The following is a 17,484-nucleotide window of genomic DNA, read 5'->3' as shown; positions in this document are numbered from 1 at the left end:
GTGACGGTCAGGCTGGCGACGTACAACGTCCGGGGGATGAAGGACAGCGTCCCGGCGCTCACCCGGGTGATCGGCGCGCTCCGCGCCGACCTGCTGTGCGTCCAGGAGGCGCCGCGGCTGCTCGGCTGGCGGAGCCGGCGGGAGGCGCTGGCGGGGTCGTGCGGGCTGCGGGTCGTGGCCGGGCGGCGGCTCGGCGGCGTGGCCGTGTTCGCCGCGCCGCGGGTGCGGCTGATCGACGCCGAGAGCCACGTACTGCGGATCTTCGTGGGCCTGGAGGCGCGTGGGCTGGCGATCGCCGTCGTCGAGGTGGAGGGGGCGCGGCTGGCCGTCGGCTCCACCCACCTCGACCTGAACGGCGCGGCCCGGCTGCGCCACGTGACCGAGGCGATGGCGCTGCTGGAGGCGGCGGCGGCCCGGTTCGGCGCGGCGCCGGTGCTGTGCGGCGACTTCAACGAGCGCGAGCACCAGCCGGCCTGGCGCTACGCCGCCACCCGCCTCACCGACTGCTACCCGGCGGCGCCGCGGGGCGACGGGCCGACCTTCACCGCCCGGAATCCCCAGGCGCGCATCGACGCGGTCTTCGCCTCTCCTGACCTGCGGGTTCACGCCTGCGGAGGGGCGGAGGCCGCCCCGGCCGACCTGGCCGCGGCCTCGGACCACCTGCCGGTGGTCGCGGAGCTGGAATCGGGGGCTGGGCTCCGGGGACCTGTCGTGAACCCGTAGCATTTGCTCATGACCCGTCGCTTCCGGCGGTGTGCGCTTTCCTTGATCATGGCGACGTCCGTGGCCTGGTCCCAGGTCACGCCCGCCGCGCATGCCGAGCCACGCCCCGCCTCCGTCGAGGCGTGGCAGCACTCGACGAGCGCGCGTCTGGTCGCCGACGGTTCGCTGTCCGACGTGGCCGCCCTGTCCGCCGACGACGTGTGGGCCGTGGGGCAGCAGGAGATCTGGGACGTCTGGAAGAACCGCGGCACGATCCGCCACTGGGACGGCGCCCGCTGGGCCGAGGTGACGATCCGCGACGCCAGCGGCGCGGGAAACCTGCGCGGCGTCGCCGCCGCCTCGTCCTCCGACGTGTGGGCCGTGGGCGACGGCCACGACGGCGTCCCGTACATCGCCCACGGCGACGTCAACGGCTTCGACCGGGTGCGGGCCCCGGGCCTGTGGGCGGGCGACTGGCTCGGCGGCGTCGACGCCCGGCCCGGCCGGGTGGTGGCCGTGGGCCGCGGCAAGACCCGCGACACCGACCCGAAGAAGAAGGACTGGACGGTCGGGCTCATCGTCACCGGGCAGGGCGGCAGGTGGACCGTCCAGGAGACCGACATCGAGGGCGCCCTCTACGCGGTGTCCGAGGGCTTCGCGGTGGGCGACACCGGCGCCCAGCCGCTGATCATGCACCAGTCGGGCGACACCTGGAAGGCCATGCCGGTGCCCGACGTGCCCGGCGGCTACCTGCGCGACGTCCAGGTCGACGGCGGCAAGCGGGCCATGGCCGTCGGCGGCGTCTACCACGGGCCCAGCGACGTCGAGCCGCTCGTGCTGTCGTGGGACGGCAAGCACTGGCGGCGCGTGCCGCTGCCCGGCACCGACGCCCGCCTGTACGGGGTGACCGGCGACGGCAAGGGCCGCTACTGGATCTCCGGCTACGACCCGTCCCATGAGACGGAGCCGTTCATGATGCGCTGCGAGAAGGGCGACTGCGAGATCATCCGGGGCGCGGCGGCGGAGGGCAGCAGCAGCGTGCGGCTGCAGGCCGTCACCTACCTGCCCGGCAAGGGCGCGGTGTGGGCGGTGGGGCACGCCGTCGACGCGGCCGACCGCTACACCGACGTGGTGGAGACCTTCGGCCCGGGCGGCCCGCCGCCGAAGGACTCCTGAACCGCGTTCCGCCCCTTCTGACCGGAGCTAGAGGACGGCTCCGTCGTCCCAGCCGGAGTCGTTGGGCGGGCCGTCCCCCATGCGGACCACCAGCGCCACGAAGCCGCCGATGAACGCCGCCACCGCGGTGAACAGCGCCCAGCCCTCCATCCGCCAGTCGGCCATCGCGGCCAGCAGCAGGTAGGCGGGCCCGCCGAACAGCCCCGCCCAGGCCAGCTTGGTGGTCAGGTCGAGCTTGGGCAGCGGGGGAGGGGGCGGGGGCTCGAAATGGCCCTCGTCGTCCTCATCGTCGTGCTCGTCCCGCTCCGGCTCAGGGTCCTCGGCCGGCGCGGACTCCGCGGGCTGGATCACCCGGTGCGTCTGGTCGAGAGGAACGTTCTCGCTGTCCGGCCACGGCTGATCGGCCGAGTCGCGCTCGGCGGTGTCGTTGAAGGACGCGACGATCTGCCGCCAGACCTCGTCCTCGTCACTCTGGGGCGTCACCTAGATGGGCCTCTCCGCAGCGATCGCGACTTCCCCCTGGGTGCGATCAGTCCCGCTGCAAGGGTACCGAGGCATGTGTCCTGATGAAGCCGAGGCTACCGGCAAAGATCCTGTCGGCATCGTTGTCGAGCGTCGCAACATGGTAGCTATCCGTAAGCTCCTCGATCGTGGCCTGCGGGACCCTCTGCCGGATGACGGTCACGCTGGTGGGTTTCACCACGTGGTCGTCGGTGCTGTGGAACACCAGCAGCGGCTGTGTCACCCGGGCGAGGTCGGCCTGCACCAGCGACCACAGTTCCGGCAGCGAGGCGGCCGCCTTCACAGGGGTGCGCGTGTACGCCAGCTCGGTCACGCCCGGCTTCTTCACGTCGTTCGCCACTCCGGGCACCGACGGCACGAACCACTTGAGCAGCGGGGCCAGCCGCATCAGCGGCACGTCGTTCGCGATCGACGGGTTGACCACCACCACCCCCTTGATCGCCTCGCCGTGCACCTCGGCCAGCCGCAGCGCCAGGCAGCCGCCCAGCGACAGGCCCGCCACGAACACCTCGGCGCAGCGCCCCTGGAGGTCCTTGAACGCCTTCTCCACCTCGGCGTACCAGTCCTCCCAGCGGGTGTGGTTCATCTCCTGCCAGGTCGTGCCGTGGCCCGGCTGGCGGGGCAGCGAGACGCTCAGGCCGTGCTCCGCGAGGAACTCCGCCCACGGCCGCAGCGACTGCGGCGTGCCGGTGAACCCGTGGCAGAGCAGCACGCCGATCTGGCCTGCTTCGTGATGGTACGGCTCCGCGCCTGGCATGAGCGGCATAACAGCTCCTCGAAGGGATTTCATCCCGGAATTGCCTGATCGTCGCACGATCCAGGCCCTTTGTGCGAGAGGTGGGTAGGAGCATCGAGTGTGAGATGCGAAGATGACGTTGCTCACAGATGAAGCGCAGAGGAAGAGGTGGCCGGGTGTTCTACTGGGTGGTCAAGGCCATCTTGGGGCCGTTCCTCCGTCTTGTGTTCCGGCCCTGGACGGAGGGCGTGGACAACGTGCCCAAGCAGGGGCCGGTCATCCTCGCCGGCAACCACCTGTCGTTCGCCGACCACTTCTTCGGTCCGCTGCAGCTGCGCCGTAAGGTCATCTCGCTGGGCAAGTCGGACTACTTCACCGGCCGGGGCGTCAAGGGCTTCTTCACGCGGCTGTTCTTCAGTGGCGTCGGCACCGTGCCGATCGACCGCTCCGGCGGCAAGGCCAGCGAGGCGGCGCTGCGCACCGGCCTGCGGGTGCTGCGCGAGGGCCACATCCTCGGCATCTATCCCGAGGGTACCCGCTCGCCCGACGGCCGCCTCTACAAGGGCAAGACGGGCGTCGCCCGGCTCGCGCTGGAGTCACGCGCCCCGGTCATCCCGTGGGCCATGGTCAACACGTTCGAGATGATGCCCCCCGGACGCCCGCTGCCCAAGCTGGGCATCCGGCCGGGCGTCCGGTTCGGCAAGCCGCTCGACTTCTCCCGCTACTACGGGATGGAGGACGACCGGCTGGTTCTGCGCGCGGTGACGGACGAGATCATGTACGCGCTCATGGAGCTGTCGGGCCAGGAGTACGTCGACAAGTACGCGGCCAGCGCCAAGGTCGAGATGGAGCGCGCGGCCCGGGCCGCCAAGAACTGACCTTCGCTCCTCAATCCCGCAGGGCCTGCTCCGTCTTCGTCATGGCCGTGGTCATGACCTCCAGCTCGTCACGGGTGAGCCGGTCGATGAGGTAGGAGCGCACGACGCCGAGGTGGCCCGGCGCCACCCGTTCGAGGCAGCGCAGGCCGGCCTCGGTGAGCACGGCCAGCACGCCGCGGTCGTCCGACGGGCACGTGGCGCGCTCCACCAGGCCCGCCTGCTCCAGGCGGGTGATCTGGTACGTCAGCGCGCTCTTCGACACCACCACGTCCCGGGCCAGCTCCGTCATGCGCAACTGGCGGCCGGGGGCGTCGGCCAGCCGCACCAGGATCTCGTACTGCGGGTGCGTCAGCCCCGCCGCGGCCTTGAGCTGCTCCTCGATGCGCCGCTCCAGCAGGTGAGAGGTGGACAGGAAGGCGCGCCACGCCGCCATTTCCCTGTCGTCTAGCCACCGGGTGTCCGTCACGGCCCAAGTGTACTTGTTGTTCAGATTTGAACCATCCTGCTACAGTCGTTCAAAACTGAACGACTCACTTGTCTGAGGAGACAGCATGATCGACCAGGCGCGCCCCGTCGCCCTGCTGCTCGCCCGGGTGGCGCTCGGCGTCATCTTCCTCGTGCACGGCTACCAGAAGTTCGCCGTCATGGGCATCGCGGGCACCACGAAGTTCTTCGAGTCGATCGGCGTACCGCTGGCCGGTGTCGCCGCTCCGGCCGTCGCGGTGCTGGAGGTGGCCGGCGGCCTGGCGCTGATCCTCGGCGCGGCGCTGCCCGTCGCGGGCACGCTGCTGGCGCTCGACATGGTGGGCGCGATCGTGTTCGTCCACGGGGCCAGCGGGTTCGGCGCGGACAAGGGCGGCTACGAGTTCGTGCTGTCGCTCGCCGCCGGGGCGCTGGCGGTCGGCTTCACCGGGGGCGGCGCCCTGGCGGTGGACGCGCTGCTGCGCCGCCGCCGCGACACATCGGTGAACGCCTCCGCCTGACCCGGTTCGGGCCGCGCGCCTCGGCCAGGGCCGGGGCGCGCCGCGCCCGGAGGGGGCTGCCCGCCTCGCTCGGCGCCCGGCCGGAGGTCGGGGCAGGCCGAGGGGTCGGGGCCGGCCGAGGGGTCAGGACAGGTGGGTGCGGATCTGCCTGATGTGGTCGGGGGTGCTGCGGCAGCAGCCGCCGATCAGGGACGCCCCCGCGCGCTCCCACTCCTTGGCCGCCTGGCCGTACTCCACCGGATCGGTCAGCCCGAGCCAGCGGCGGCCCTCCGCGTCCCACGTCTCACCCGAGTTGGGGTAGACGACCACCGGCAGCCCTCCGGACAGGGCCGCGATCACACCGGGCACGTGGCGCGGCGCCATGCAGTTGGCGCCCACCGCCACCACCTGCGGGTCGCCGGTGAACAGGGCGGCCGCCTCGCGGATGGGCGTGCCGTCGCTGATGTGCTCGCCGTCCCGGCAGGAGAAGCTCACCCACGCCTTGAGTCCCGGCGTCTCCTTCAGCAGCCGGGCCAGCGCCCGCGCCTCCGCGTACGACGGGATGGTCTCGCAGGCCAGCAAATCGGCGCCGGCCGAGGCGAGGATCTCCCAGCGGGGCCGGTGCCAGGCCAGCAGCCCCTCCTCGCCGAGGTCGTAGTCGCCGGTGTACTCGGCGCCGTTGGCCAGGCAGGCCCCGTACGGGCCCACGCTGGCCGCCACCAGCCCGCCCCCGGCCTCGTCGCGCGCCTGCGCGGCCAGCTCGACCGAGAGCCTGATGAGGCGCTCGGCCTGCGCCACGCTCGCGCCGCGCCGCAGGAAGCCGGGGATCGACGCCTGGTAGCTGGCCGTGGTCGCCACGTGGGCGCCCGCCGCGAAGTAGTCGGCGTGGACGCGCCGGATCAGGTCCGGGTCTTCCATCAGCAGCCGCGCCGACCACAGCTCGTCGCTCAGGTCGGCGCCGAGCGTTTCGAGGTGGGTGGCCAGGCCGCCATCCAGGACAAGAGTGCTCACACGCTCCAGCCTATGGGCCGCGCCGTACCGGACCGGACGGTGTGCGGTATTTCGGGGGCGCCGATGGGCGCGGGTTTTCCGCGTTTACCGGGAAAGGCGACCGTCGTTCCTGGTCCGTATTTATCGGCGGATTTCGGCGATTGTGGTGGCACCTTGCCTGAGGTCCGGCCCGGGAGGCGCGGCGGCAGGTCACAGGGCATGGGGAAGGTGTCACGCAGGGTCGCGTCACGCTGGGGCGCGAGTCGTGACATTTCCCGCACGGCGCTCTCGGGAGAGATTCGGGCCTCTTTCTGTTGTGCCGGACCGCGCCGTCATGATGGCGGAACGCATTCGGCACGCTGTGCGATTTCGCCGGTTCTCTCCGCATTGCCGCGCACGTCGGAATATCGCCGGAACGCCGGTCCCGTCCTGACCGGGTCATGGTCAGGACGGGACCGGCTCGTCAGGCGCGCTTCCAGAAGGGAGCGCGCGGCGGCTCCTCCCCGGGGCCGCCGCCGGGGCCGCCGCCGTCCGTCAGGGACGTGAGGACCTCGATGGCGTGCCGCCGCAGTGCCATCAGGTCCGTGCCCGGACGCTCGGCCGCCTCCAGCTCGCGCGCCAGGTCCGACAGCTCCGCCTGACCGCCCAGGTACGCCGACAGAGCCGCCAGCCGGGAGCCGAGGTCGGCCAGGTAGAGCGCGTCGGCCGTGTGCAGCGCCCTGAGCCGGTCGAGCTCCGCCACGAGCTGTCCCCGTACCGACCCCAGCTCGCGCGAGGCGCGGCGGGCGGGACGCGGCACCGCCCCCGGCCGCCCGAACATCGGGCCCCGCGGCCCCACCGAACCGCCCGAGGAGCCTCCGTAGCCTCCGGCGTCCCCCGCGGCCGGAGCGCCGCCCGGGCTCATCGGGATCCCCTGGTCCAACGCCGCCTCGAACGTCGGCGCGGACGCCCGCATCGGGCTCGGCGCCGCCATCACCGCGGCCTGCGCCATGAACCCGGGCATCGCCGGCGCCGACGGCATCTCCCACCCGCTCGGCGGCTCGACCGGCTGGATGACCCGGTGCTCCGGCCCGCCCTCGGCCACCGTCCTGCTGTCCACCGCCACGTACGCCGTGAACCTGCACAGCACGCCGTGCTCCAGGGAGACGCGGACGATCCGCTCCTCCAGCTCGTGCTCGCCCATCGCGTACCGGTCCTCCAGCTCGCGCAGGTGCGCGCGGGCCCAGACGGCGCGCAGGGCCGGGTTGTCCACGGCCGTCCCGGCGACCTGCCGCTCCCACGGCTCGCCCGCCGCCAGGCCGCGCACGGTCACCGGCCCGCCGCCCCGGTGACGCCCGTACACCCGCAGCGGCACGCCCGGGAAGATCGAGCCCAGGTGCGTGAGCGTGCCCGGCTCCACGTCGAGGCCCTTGAGCTCCAGGTCCGTGACCAGGGGCGCGCCGATGCGCCGGTGGATCTGCTCCATGGCGGCGTCGAGCCGGTCCTCCGACTCGACCAGCTCGCACCGGCCCGCGCCGAGCCCGGCGAGCCTGCCGAGGAAGCCGGCGTTCACGGCGCGGTCGATGCCGACGGCGTGGACGCGCATGGCCGACAGCGCGCCGCCGGCCTGCTCCAGGATCTGGTCCTCGTTGCCCACCTGGCCGTCGGTGACGAGGACGAGCACTCGCTCGCGGCCCTCGGCCGGCGGCAGCAGCGACACGGCCTCGCGCAGCGGCTCCAGCAGCTCGGTGCCGCCCCGGGCGTCCACGCGGGACAGGTGCTCGACGGCGCGGTACCGGTTGCGGTCCGACGCCTCCACGAGCCCCTCGAACGGCTGCTCCACCACCGAGTCGAACGTCAGCACCGCGAACCGGTCCGCGGAGGTGAGGGTGTCGACGATGCGGGCGGCGGCCCGCCGGGCGGCGACCATCTTCCAGCCCGCCATGCTGCCCGAACGGTCCAGCAGCAGCACCAGGTCGCGGGGGGCGCGCGGCGCCTCCAGCGCGGGCGGGACGACGGTCAGCGCGAACGTCCCCCCGGCGCCGGAGCTCTCGCCGGTGCTCTCGCCGGTGCTCTCGCTGGTGTCGAGCTGGAGTGAGGTCGAGGCGTCGAACGCCAGCCTGAGGATGAAGTCCCGGTCCAGCCGCTCGCCGGGGCGCAGCCGTACCGTGTGGGCGTCCTCCTCCACGACGTGCAGGCTGGAGGAGACGTCGCGCAGGTCCAGCCCGGTGGGTTCGAGGGTCACGGCCAGCGACAGCCGCACCGGCGAGGGGAAGCCGGGCAGCAGCACCGGCGGGGTGATCCGCGAGGCGTCGGGCACCGCGCCGGTGTCGGGTGCCGTGCCGTCCCCGGCGGGCGCGCCGTCGAGCGGTGTCCCCGGGATGTAGCGGGGCGCCACCACCAGCGGGAAGCGGAACGTGGCCGCGCCGTCCTCGTACGGCAGCGGCTGGCTGAGCGACATCCGGACGGTGACCCGCTCGCCGGGCAGGATGTTGCCCACCCGGATCGTGAACACGTCCGGCCGCTCCTCCTCGGCGATCGCCGCCCGCCTGCCCTCGCGCAGCGCCCGGTGGTAGTCGGCCCGCGCCTGGCCGCGCTCCTTGAGCACGCCCTCGATCACCCGGTCGTCGGCCTCCATCCGGAACGCCGTCACGGCCGCCCGGTCGGGGAGCGGGAAGACGTATGTCGCCTCCAGCGTGACGTCGAACGGGTTCCGGAAGCCCTGGGCCACCTCCACCCCGGCGACCAGGCCGGAGATCGCGGCCGTGACGTCCACGCTGTCCAGCGGCAGGTTGCCCCGGTCGGTGCGCAGGGCGCCGAACCCGGCGTCCGGCACGGGCCGGCACCGTTCGGCCTCGAGTGGAACGATCTTCATGCGAGCTTCCTCTCTTCGAGCACCGCCAGCAGCGGGGCGGCCGCGCCGAGCACGGCCTGGACGTCGTCGGTGGAAGGGACGCGGCCCGCGCCGTCGAGCACCAGCGTCACGCCGGGCGCGATCCTGATCCCGCGCACCAGCCCGCCTGCCGCCTCTCCGGCGGCCTGTCGGGCGGTTGATGCGATGGCTGGGGCAGGGGGCAGGTCGCGTGGGGTGCGGGCCCAGAAGCGGGCGGCCTCTCCCTCGGGCGACCCGCCGCCCCCGGCCGTAGGGCCCGGGGAAGAGGCGCCATCGGGACGGGACACGGAGACGGCCTTCCCGTCCAGCCGCGCGGCCGGTGGCACGGCGGCGTCCGGGCGGCCGGTCTGCGGTGGAGCGGTTTCCGGGCGGGCGGCCGTTTCCAGCGTGGCGTCCGGGTGGGTGGCCGCTTCCAGCATGGCGTCCGTGGCGCCCGCGAGGGCCACCTGGATGTCGGCGATCGACAGCCCGGCGGCCTGCAGGCGCTTGACGGCGACGAGCTGCAGCAGGTGGCGCCGGCCGTACCGGGCGACCCTGCCGCGCCGGGACAGCGGCGGGTCCACCAGGCCGATCGTCGTGTACCACCTGATCAGACGCTCGCCCGGCACCTCCCGCACCCGGCCGTTGCCGTTCGGCCCGCCGGCTCGCAGCAGGCCGGCCGCCCGCTCGGCCAGCTCGCCGATGGTCCAGGTGTCATCCATGTCTCCACGATGACACTGTCACTGTTGCAGTGTCAATGTGCAGGATTAAAGCGGGCGAATTGGTTCAGAAGAAGGAGAGATGTCCTACTACGGGGAGGAAGAACATCATGGTGCAGATCACCGGACCGCTCTCGGGCGAGGCGAAGAGCACGGTGGCCGAGTGCCTGCAGGGCGCCCTGGTCGACCTCATCGACCTGTCGCTCGTCGGCAAGCAGATGCACTGGAACATCGTGGGGCCGAACTTCCGCTCGATCCACCTCCAGCTCGACGAGCTGGTCTCGCTGGCGCGCGAGCACGCCGACACCGTGGCCGAGCGCGCGGCGGCGCTGGGGATCAACCCCGACGGCCGCTCCTCCACCCTGGCCAAGAGCACCAAGCTGGCGCAGCCGGAGAGCGGCTGGGTCGAGGACGGCAAGGTCATCGCCACGATCACCGACATCCTCGACGGCGTCGGACGGCGGATGCGGGAGCGGATCGAGCAGACGGAGGAGCCCGACCCGGTCACCCAAGACGTGCTCATCGCGATAGCGCAGGACATCGACAAGGAACGCTGGATGTTCCAGGCCCAGCGCTGACCGCGTCGCGCCGGCGAAGCCCGGGAGCCCGTGCGGCCCCCGGGCTTCTGCTGCCGGAGGGCGGGGGCGTGGGCGATATGCACGGTTGCGAGGGGCCGGTGGGCCGCGGTTCGCGTGCTGTTCGGTGTCCGGGATCCCGCCATTCATGTCCATGCTGTCGACTAGCGTGGACCCAGAGGGAGGCCTGACCATGTCCCGCAAGACTCTCCTCCGCACGGGCCCGCTCCGCCGGGAGGCGGTGGGCCCGTACGGCCCGCTCGCACCGTACGGCGGCGACGGGCTGGTCCTGCCCGCCGGGTTCACCGGCCGGGTGGTGGCGCGCACGGGCCGTAGGGTGGCCGGTCTGACGTGGCACGCGGCGCCCGACGGCGGCGCCTGCTTCCCCGACGGCACCGGCTGGATCTACGTCTCCAACTCCGACCTGCCGCTGCTCGGCGGCGCCGCGGCGATCAGGTTCGGGCCCGGCGGGGCGGTCGCCGACGCCTACCGCATCCTGTCCGGCACCGACCTCAACCGCGCGGGCGGCGCCACCCCCTGGAACACGTGGCTGTCGTGCGAGCTCGGCCACCGCGGGCGGGTCTTCGAGTGCGACCCGTACGGCACCCGCGCCGCCCGCCCCCGCCTGGCCATGGGCCGCTTCAAGCACGAGGCCGCCGCGTGCGACCCCGACCGGGAGGTCGTCTACCTCACCGAGGGGGAGGCCGACGGGTGCTTCTACCGGTTCGTGCCGGGCGACTGGGGCGACCTGACCGAGGGCCGGCTGGAGGTGCTGTGCGTCTCGGGCGCGTGGCGGCCGGTGCCGTCACCCGCCGCGCTGCTGAAGGCCGCGCGCCACCAGGTGGAGGAGGCGCGCCGGTTCGACGGCGCCGAGGGCTGCCACTACGCCGGCGGCGTCTGCTGGTTCACCACCAAGGGCGACCGCGGCCTGTGGGCCTACGACGCGCAGACGTCCACGATCGAGCGGCTGTGCGAGGGCGTGCGGGCCGTCACCGCCGCCCCGTCCGGCGACCTCTTCGTGGCCAGGGACACCATGCAGATCGACGTCATCACCCCCGACCGGACGATCAGCCCGTTCCTGCTGCTGACGGGCCACGCCGCGTCCGAGCTGGCCGGGCCCGCGTTCTCGCCCGACGGCTCGCATCTGTACTTCTCCTCCCGGCGCGGCCCGGCGGGCGACCCGGCGGACGGCCACACCTTCGAGGTGGCCGGCCCCTTCCGTCACTGATCTCCGCCCAGGTAGCGCACGAGCATGACCTTCAGCTCGGCCACGAGCTCCTCCGCCCGTTGCGGCGGAGCCGTGGTGACGAGCGGCATGACCGCCTTCACGGCCGCCACCGCCATCGTGCCGAGCGTGAGCGCCCGGGCCGGCTCCAGGCCGGGGGAGCGGCGCCGCAGCATGGCCGCGACCTGCCCGGCGATCGCCTCGTGCAGCCGCGCCGCCGCGGCGGCCAGCTTGTCGCCGGTCGCCGAGCCGTACAGCAGGGCCCAGTACGCGGGCGAGCGCGTCTTGAACGCCACGCTCTCGTCCACGAGCCGGCCGACCAGCGCCTCCAGCGGCACCTCCGGCGTGACCTCCGCCAGCCTGGCCGCCCAGAACTCCTCCCGCTCGTCGGTGTAGCGCGCCACCAGCCCGTCGAGGATCTCCTCCTTGTTGCGGAAGAACTGGTACAGCGACCCCGGTGACAGCCCGGCCCGGGCCGCGACCTGGTTGGTCGTCAGCTCCGGATAGCCCACGTCGGCGATCACCAGCTCCGCCGCGTCCAGGATCTCCGCCATGCGCCTCAGCCCGCGCGCCTGCCTGCGCACCACGCGCTCAGTCATGGCGGCCCTCCCCGTTGACAAATACGAGCATTTACTTGTATTCCTGAGCCTCGAAGAACGAAACACGAGTAGATTACCGACTTTTTCGGGGAGCCCGCATGACCAACCCGACGGCGCCTGTGGTCCCGGACACCGGCCCTCCGCCGCCCGTACGCGAGGGCGGGCCGCCACTGCGCCGGCTCGGCCGCCTCCTCGCCCGGCGGCGCGGTACGGTTCTCGCGCTCGCCCTTGCCCTGCTGGTGGCCGCCGCCGCCCTCGCGGCAGGCACGGTGCCGCGCCTGTCCCTGGCCAGGTTCGAGGCGCCCGGCTCCGAGTCCGACCAGGCGCAGACCGAGCTGGCCGCGAGGTTCGCCACCGGCAGCCCCGACCTGATCTTCCTGGTCAGCCCCAGGATCGGGACCGTGGACGACCCCGCCGTCGCCGAGGCGGGCCGGGCGCTCACCGCCCGCGTGGCCGGCTCGTACGGCGTGGCCGAGGCCGCCTCGTACTGGACCCGCGGCAACCCGGCGACCCTGCGCAGCGAGGACGGCCGGCACGCCCTGATCGTCGTGCGCGTCCCCGGAGACGCCGGCCACGTCCGGCAGGACGTGCTGCCCCGCCTGGTCCCCGAGATCACCCGGGGCGACGCGCTCCTCCAGGTGCGGGCCGGGGGAGGGGAGGAGGTGTTCCGCCAGACCGTGCCGCTGGCCCGCCAGGACTTCGTCCGCGCCGAGCTGATCGTCTTCCCGCTGGTGTTCGTCCTGCTCTGGCTCTACCAGAGGCGGGTCGCCGCGGCCCTGGTGCCGATCCTGGCCGGGGTGTTCGCCATGGTCGTCGGGCTGGCGCTGCTGCGCGGGGTGCTCGCGTTCGCGGAGATCTCCACCTTCGCCCTCAACCTCACGCTGGCGATGGGCCTCGGGCTCGGCGTCGACTACTGCCTGTTCATGATCGCCCGCTTCCGCGAGGAGTCGCGGCGCGGGCTGGACCGGGTGGAGGCGGTCGCCGCGGCCGTCGAGCACGCGGGGCGGACCGTGCTCTTCAGTGGGCTGACCGTGGCCGCCTCGCTGGCGGTGCTGTTCGCGCTGCCGTTCGGGTTCCTGCGCTCGTTCGCGTACGCGGGCATCGCCGTCGTCGCCGGAGGGATGGTCGCGGCCGTGCTCGTGCTGCCGGCTGTCCTCGCCTACGCCGGCGGCGCGTTCCTGCCCCGGCGGGGCGGGCGGGAGCGGGCCGGCGGCTTCTGGCACGCGCTCGCCGGCCGGGTGATGCGCCGGCCGCTCATCTTCGGGGGCCTGGCGACCGCGCTGCTGCTCCTGCTCGGGTCGCCGTTCATGGGGCTGCGGTTCGGCGTGGCCGACGACCGCATCCTGCCGGCCGACGCCCCGGCCCGGCAGACGCAGGAGGTGATCCGGCAGGGCTTCCCCGCCGAGGAGACCGACGCCATCCAGGTCGTCTCACGGGGCCGGGCCGCCGCACCAGGCACCGGCGGGCCGGTGGACGCCTACGCCGTGGCGCTGTCGAGGCTGCCCGGCGTGGCCCAGGTCGACTCGGCGGCCGGCTCGTACGCGAAGGGTCGGCGGACCGGCGCCGGAGACCCGTCCAGGTTCACCACGGCCCGCTTCACCGGCGAGGAGGGCACGTGGCTGTCGGTGGTGCCCTCGGCCGAGGCGCTGGCCGGCGACCCGGTGCGGCTGGTGGCGGCCGTGCGGGCCGTCGAGCCGCCGTTCCCCGTACTGGTGGGCGGCTATCCGGCGGAGCTGGCGGACTACCGGGCCTCGATCGTCGACCGGCTGCCCCTGGTCCTCGGGCTGATGCTGGGCGTCACGTTCGTCCTGCTGTTCGCCATGACCCGCAGCCTGCTCATCCCGGTCAAGGCGACCGTGCTCAACCTGCTCAGCCTCGGCGTCATGTTCGGCGCGCTCGTCTGGGTCTACCAGGACGGGCACCTGTCCGGCCTGCTCGGGTTCACGCCCACGGGCAGCCTCGACCCCAGCATCCCCATCCTCATGCTGTGCATCGCGTACGGCCTGTCCATGGACTACGAGGTGTTCCTGCTGTCCGGGATCGAGGAGGAGTACGCCAGGACGGGCGACACCACGGAGGCCGTGGCGGCCGGCCTCCAGCGGGGCGCGCCCCTGATCACCGCGGCGGGCGGCATCCTGGCGCTGTCTTTCGCCGCGTACGCCACCGCCGGGGTGACGTTCGTGCAGATGCTCGGCGTCGGCATGGCGGTTGCCGTGCTGGTGGACGCGACGGTGATCAGGGCGGTGCTGGTGCCCAGCCTGATGCGGCTGGCCGGGCCGCTCAACTGGTGGCCGGGCCGGCGGCGCTGACGGGCCGGGCCTGCCGGCGTGCTGACGGGCGGCGCCCGTCACAGGTCGCGGGACCAGATCTCGTCGATCACCTCGACGCCGTTCTCCTGCCCCTTCGCGCTGGACTCCAGGACGAATCCCAGCCCCGCGTAGATGCGCCGGGCGCTCACCAGGCAGTCGCGGGTCCACAGCGTGATCCGCTCGTACCCGGAGTCCGCGGCGTGGCGCACGCACTCCTCGACGAGCCGCCGCCCGAGGCCCAGCCCCCGGGCGGACGGCTCGACCAGCAGCATCCGCAGCTTGGCGGTGCCGTCGTCGACGTGCTCGAAGAACACGCAGCCCAGCCGCTCGCCGCCCGCCTCGGCGATCCAGCCCGCGTCGCGGGAGGAGAAGTCCAGCTTCCCCATGAGCCCGGCCACGATCCGCTCGAACGCGATGCCCCAGCCGTACTCGCGGCTGTAGATGTCGGCGTGCCGCTGGACGGCCCAGCCGAGGTCGCCGGTGCGCGGCGGCCGGATCACGAACGGTTCGCGCTCCGGGGCGTCGCCGAGCAGTCGCCTGATCGCGGCCATGGCTGCCATCAGCCGCTCCTGGTCGCCCTCGGCCATGCCGCCGAGCATCCGCTGGATCTCCTCGCCGGACCGGGCGTCGAGCGTGCGGAACGTGGTCCTGCCCGCGTCGCTGAGCCGTACGACCTGCTTGCGCGCGTCGGCGGCCGACCGCTCCCGCGACAGCAGCCCGTCGCCCTCCAGCCGGGCGAGGATTCGGCTCAGGTAGCCCGCGTCGAGCCCCAGCAGCCCGCGCAGCTCCCCGGTCTCCATCGGCTCGGCGTGCGCCAGCTCGTACAGCACCCGCGCCTCCGTGAGGGAGTACGCCGAGTCGTGCATCCCCGCCTGGAGAACCCCGATGACCTTCGTATAGAACCGGTTGAAGGCTCTGATCTCAGAAACCTTTGCTTGGGTCAACGAATTCATTGCCCCAGTCAACCATGAGAGGACGCTTGTCGTGAAGCACCTGTACATAGGCGGATACGGCCCGGGCATCGTCACGGGTGACGGCGAGCTGACCCGCATCGCCTCGCCGTCATTCCTGGCCGCCCATCCCGATCTGCCGGTGCTGTACGCGGTGGGGGAGCTGGAGCAGGGCTGGCTCACGGCCTTCGGGGCCGAGGACGGCCTGTCGCCACTGGCCGAGCGTCCCAGCGAGGGCCGGTTCCCGTGCCACGTGGCCGTCCACCCGTCCGGCACGCTCCTCGCGGTCGCCAACTACGGCGACGGCACCCTCTCCCTGCACCGGCTCGACGAGCGCGGAGCCTTCACCGGCGCGGCGGCCGCCCTGCGCCACGAGGGCTCCGGCCCCGTGACCGACCGCCAGGAGGGCCCGCACGCCCACCAGGCGGTCTTCCACGAGGACGTCCTGCACGTCAGCGACCTCGGCACGGACGAGATCCGCCGCTACACGCTCGACGGGGAGCCGCTGGAGCCGCTGCGCCTCCCGCCCGGCACGGGCCCGCGCCACATGGCCTTCGCCGGGTCGCGCCTGTACGTCGTGGGAGAGCTTGACGGCGTCGTCACCGCCATCGACGGCGACAGCCGCGTGACCGGCTCCGCCTCGCGGGCGGGCTCCGGCAACCAGCCGTCCCACCTGGAGGTGGCGGGAGACTTCGTGTACGTGGCCAACCGGGGCCCGGACACCGTCTCCGTGCTGCGGGCCGACGACCTGACCCTGGTGGCGGAGGTGCCCTCCGGTGGCGCCTGGCCGCGCCACTTCGCCATCGACGGCGACCGGATGTACGTGGCCAACCAGCACGCGGGCGTGGTGACGGTGTTCGCGCTGGAGGACGGGGTGCCGGTGCCGACGGGGGAGGCCTACGAGGTGGAGAGCCCGGGCTGCGTGCTGCCGGTGTGACGGTCGCGGCCGGGTACGGGGGCCGTGTCGCGGCGGGGTACGGGGGTCGTAAGGAGTGGGTCAAGTGGCGGCCGGTCCGGTCCGGGGTCGTGACGATGGGGTCCCGTGCGTACGTCTCCCGCCGCCAAGGCGTCGTCGCGGGGCTTCACCCTCGGTGTTCCCGCATCCGGTGTTCCCGCATCCGGTGTTCCCGCGTCCGGTCTCCCGGCGTTCAGGCTCCCGGCGTTCAGGGTCACGGCGTTCAGGGTCACGGCCGCCGGGCTGGCGCTCGTGCTCGCCGCCGGGTGCGGCGCCGCCCCGCCGCCCGGCCTCGCCCCGCCCCCGAGCCCCTCGCCGCTGCCCACCCCCGCCGTCTCCGGCCGGCCCTCCGGGAGCGGGGCGGGCCCGGACGCCGGGAGGCCGGGTGATGGTGAACAGGCGGCCGGGCCGGTCCTCGAGCGGCAGGGGGCGCGCGGCGCGCGGGCCGCGTGGCGCGTCGGCGAGCAGGGCGGCGAGCACGAGATCGAGGGCTACGCGGACCGCGTCAGCGTGCTGCCGGGCGAGCGGTTCCGGCTGCTGGTGTCCACGACCGCGCCGACCTTCACCGCGCGGGCCTTCCGCATGGGCGCCAGTCCCGAGCCGGTCTGGCGGTCCGAGGCCGTTCCGGGGGTACGCCAGGCGGCGCCCATCATCGTCGGCGGCATGGTGACCGCCGCCCACTGGCGGCCCTCCCTGACCGTGGACACCACCGGCTGGAGGGAGGGCGCCTACCTGGTGCGGCTCGACGCCTCCACCGGAGGCGGCCGGTACGTGCCGATCACCGTCCGCTCCGCCTCCGCGCAGGGCCGCGTGGTCCTCGTCAACGCGGTCACCACCTGGCAGGCGCACAACACCTGGGGCGGCCAGGACCTCGCGACCGGCGGCGGGCCCGCGCCGAAGGTCACCTTCGACCGGCCCTACGACGGGACGGGCGCAGACTTCTTCACCGCCTACGAGCGGCACGCCGTCGCCGTGGCCGAGCGGAGCGGGGTGCCGCTGGCGTACCTGACCAGCGTGGACCTGACACCGGGCGCGTTGCGCGGGGCGCGGGCCGTGGTGTCCCCCGGGTGGGACGCGTACTGGTCGCCGGACATGCGCGCCGCCCTCACGCGTGCCGGCCGGAGCGGCGCGCCCCTGGCCTTCCTGCACCCCGGCCCCGGACGCACCCGCGTCGGGTTGTACGGGCGGCTGATCCGCTGCGAGGGCCCGTGCCCCCGCTGGAAGGCGCCGGGACCGGCGCGGACGCCCCTCGGCCTGCACGAGCTGCTGCGACGGATCGCCCGCGACCGCGCGCCGGGCCCGCGCCTGCTCCCGTCCCCGCCGGCCGCCGGCTAG

The 17,484-nt window shown here is 73.6% G+C and carries 17 protein-coding genes; 9 read left to right on the top strand and 8 right to left on the bottom strand.

The features are described 5' to 3' along the window. Both AB0H64_RS23150 and AB0H64_RS23145 read left to right on the top strand, forming a co-directional pair. The gene (locus AB0H64_RS23150; protein ID WP_357627841.1) at positions 1–723 is read left to right on the top strand and encodes an endonuclease/exonuclease/phosphatase family protein; all 723 of its coding nucleotides are present in this window, start codon (positions 1–3) and stop codon (positions 721–723) included. Between the two features lie 48 nt (positions 724–771). Further along, entirely contained in the window at positions 772–1,878 is a 1,107-nt protein-coding gene (locus tag AB0H64_RS23145; protein WP_357627838.1) for a hypothetical protein, read from the top strand. A 27-nt stretch (positions 1,879–1,905) separates the two neighbouring features. On the opposite strand, the gene AB0H64_RS23140 is transcribed toward AB0H64_RS23145, so the two are convergent. Continuing rightward, positions 1,906–2,361, bottom strand: a complete 456-nt coding sequence (locus tag AB0H64_RS23140) for a hypothetical protein (protein WP_357627835.1) — start codon at positions 2,359–2,361, stop codon at positions 1,906–1,908. Positions 2,362–2,407: 46 nt separating this feature from the next. After that, complete coding sequence (locus tag AB0H64_RS23135) at positions 2,408–3,166, bottom strand: alpha/beta fold hydrolase (RefSeq protein ID WP_357627833.1); 759 nt, start codon at positions 3,164–3,166, stop codon at positions 2,408–2,410. Between the two features lie 146 nt (positions 3,167–3,312). On the opposite strand from AB0H64_RS23135, the gene AB0H64_RS23130 reads away from it, so the two are divergent. Then, positions 3,313–4,014, top strand: a complete 702-nt coding sequence (locus AB0H64_RS23130; RefSeq protein ID WP_357627942.1) for a lysophospholipid acyltransferase family protein — start codon at positions 3,313–3,315, stop codon at positions 4,012–4,014. Positions 4,015–4,024: 10 nt separating this feature from the next. On the opposite strand, the gene AB0H64_RS23125 is transcribed toward AB0H64_RS23130, so the two are convergent. After that, positions 4,025–4,480 (bottom strand): MarR family transcriptional regulator, encoded by a 456-nt coding sequence (locus tag AB0H64_RS23125; RefSeq protein WP_357627830.1) that lies wholly within the window; start codon positions 4,478–4,480, stop codon positions 4,025–4,027. Positions 4,481–4,565: 85 nt separating this feature from the next. On the opposite strand from AB0H64_RS23125, the gene AB0H64_RS23120 reads away from it, so the two are divergent. Continuing rightward, positions 4,566–4,997 carry a DoxX family protein gene (locus tag AB0H64_RS23120; RefSeq protein WP_357627828.1) on the top strand — a complete coding sequence of 144 codons (432 nt, stop codon included), beginning with the start codon at positions 4,566–4,568 and terminating at the stop codon, positions 4,995–4,997. A 123-nt stretch (positions 4,998–5,120) separates the two neighbouring features. Here AB0H64_RS23120 and mmuM read toward each other — a convergent pair whose 3' ends face one another. The 3 genes from mmuM to AB0H64_RS23105 form a co-directional block, all read right to left on the bottom strand. After that, positions 5,121–5,996, bottom strand: coding sequence for a homocysteine S-methyltransferase (mmuM, locus tag AB0H64_RS23115; protein WP_357627939.1), 876 nt, complete (start codon positions 5,994–5,996; stop codon positions 5,121–5,123). A 433-nt stretch (positions 5,997–6,429) separates the two neighbouring features. Then, positions 6,430–8,820 (bottom strand): VIT domain-containing protein, encoded by a 2,391-nt coding sequence (locus AB0H64_RS23110; protein ID WP_357627826.1) that lies wholly within the window; start codon positions 8,818–8,820, stop codon positions 6,430–6,432. Further along, on the bottom strand, positions 8,817–9,539 hold the full coding sequence (locus AB0H64_RS23105) for a MerR family transcriptional regulator (RefSeq protein WP_357627823.1): 723 nt from the start codon (positions 9,537–9,539) through the stop codon (positions 8,817–8,819). The genes AB0H64_RS23110 and AB0H64_RS23105 overlap by 4 nt, the downstream gene beginning before the upstream one ends. Before the next feature lie 107 nt (positions 9,540–9,646). Here AB0H64_RS23105 and AB0H64_RS23100 point away from each other — a divergent pair, with 107 nt between their 5' ends. Then, positions 9,647–10,114: a DNA starvation/stationary phase protection protein gene (locus AB0H64_RS23100; protein WP_357627820.1), complete on the top strand. Its 468-nt coding sequence runs from the start codon at positions 9,647–9,649 to the stop codon at positions 10,112–10,114. A 190-nt stretch (positions 10,115–10,304) separates the two neighbouring features. Continuing rightward, the gene (locus AB0H64_RS23095) at positions 10,305–11,339 is read left to right on the top strand and encodes an alkaline phosphatase PhoX (protein WP_357627817.1); all 1,035 of its coding nucleotides are present in this window, start codon (positions 10,305–10,307) and stop codon (positions 11,337–11,339) included. Here the strand turns inward: AB0H64_RS23095 and AB0H64_RS23090 are convergent. Continuing rightward, positions 11,333–11,935 (bottom strand): TetR/AcrR family transcriptional regulator, encoded by a 603-nt coding sequence (locus tag AB0H64_RS23090; RefSeq protein WP_357627814.1) that lies wholly within the window; start codon positions 11,933–11,935, stop codon positions 11,333–11,335. The two genes, AB0H64_RS23095 and AB0H64_RS23090, sit on opposite strands and share 7 nt — an antisense overlap. A gap of 98 nt (positions 11,936–12,033) precedes the next feature. On the opposite strand from AB0H64_RS23090, the gene AB0H64_RS23085 reads away from it, so the two are divergent. Then, the gene (locus tag AB0H64_RS23085) at positions 12,034–14,244 is read left to right on the top strand and encodes an MMPL family transporter (RefSeq protein ID WP_357627812.1); all 2,211 of its coding nucleotides are present in this window, start codon (positions 12,034–12,036) and stop codon (positions 14,242–14,244) included. A gap of 38 nt (positions 14,245–14,282) precedes the next feature. Here AB0H64_RS23085 and AB0H64_RS23080 read toward each other — a convergent pair whose 3' ends face one another. Continuing rightward, positions 14,283–15,110: a helix-turn-helix domain-containing GNAT family N-acetyltransferase gene (locus AB0H64_RS23080; protein WP_357627809.1), complete on the bottom strand. Its 828-nt coding sequence runs from the start codon at positions 15,108–15,110 to the stop codon at positions 14,283–14,285. Between the two features lie 118 nt (positions 15,111–15,228). Between AB0H64_RS23080 and AB0H64_RS23075 the strand changes: the two genes are divergently transcribed. Next, entirely contained in the window at positions 15,229–16,131 is a 903-nt protein-coding gene (locus tag AB0H64_RS23075) for a beta-propeller fold lactonase family protein (protein WP_357627807.1), read from the top strand. A 105-nt stretch (positions 16,132–16,236) separates the two neighbouring features. Further along, complete coding sequence (locus tag AB0H64_RS23070; RefSeq protein ID WP_357627804.1) at positions 16,237–17,484, top strand: N,N-dimethylformamidase beta subunit family domain-containing protein; 1,248 nt, start codon at positions 16,237–16,239, stop codon at positions 17,482–17,484.

The organism is Nonomuraea sp. NPDC050733 (assembly GCF_040654215.1).
Lineage (GTDB): Bacteria > Actinomycetota > Actinomycetes > Streptosporangiales > Streptosporangiaceae > Nonomuraea.
The sequence above is the reverse complement of the archived record's forward strand: the minus strand, read 5'-3'. Positions and strand labels throughout refer to the sequence as shown.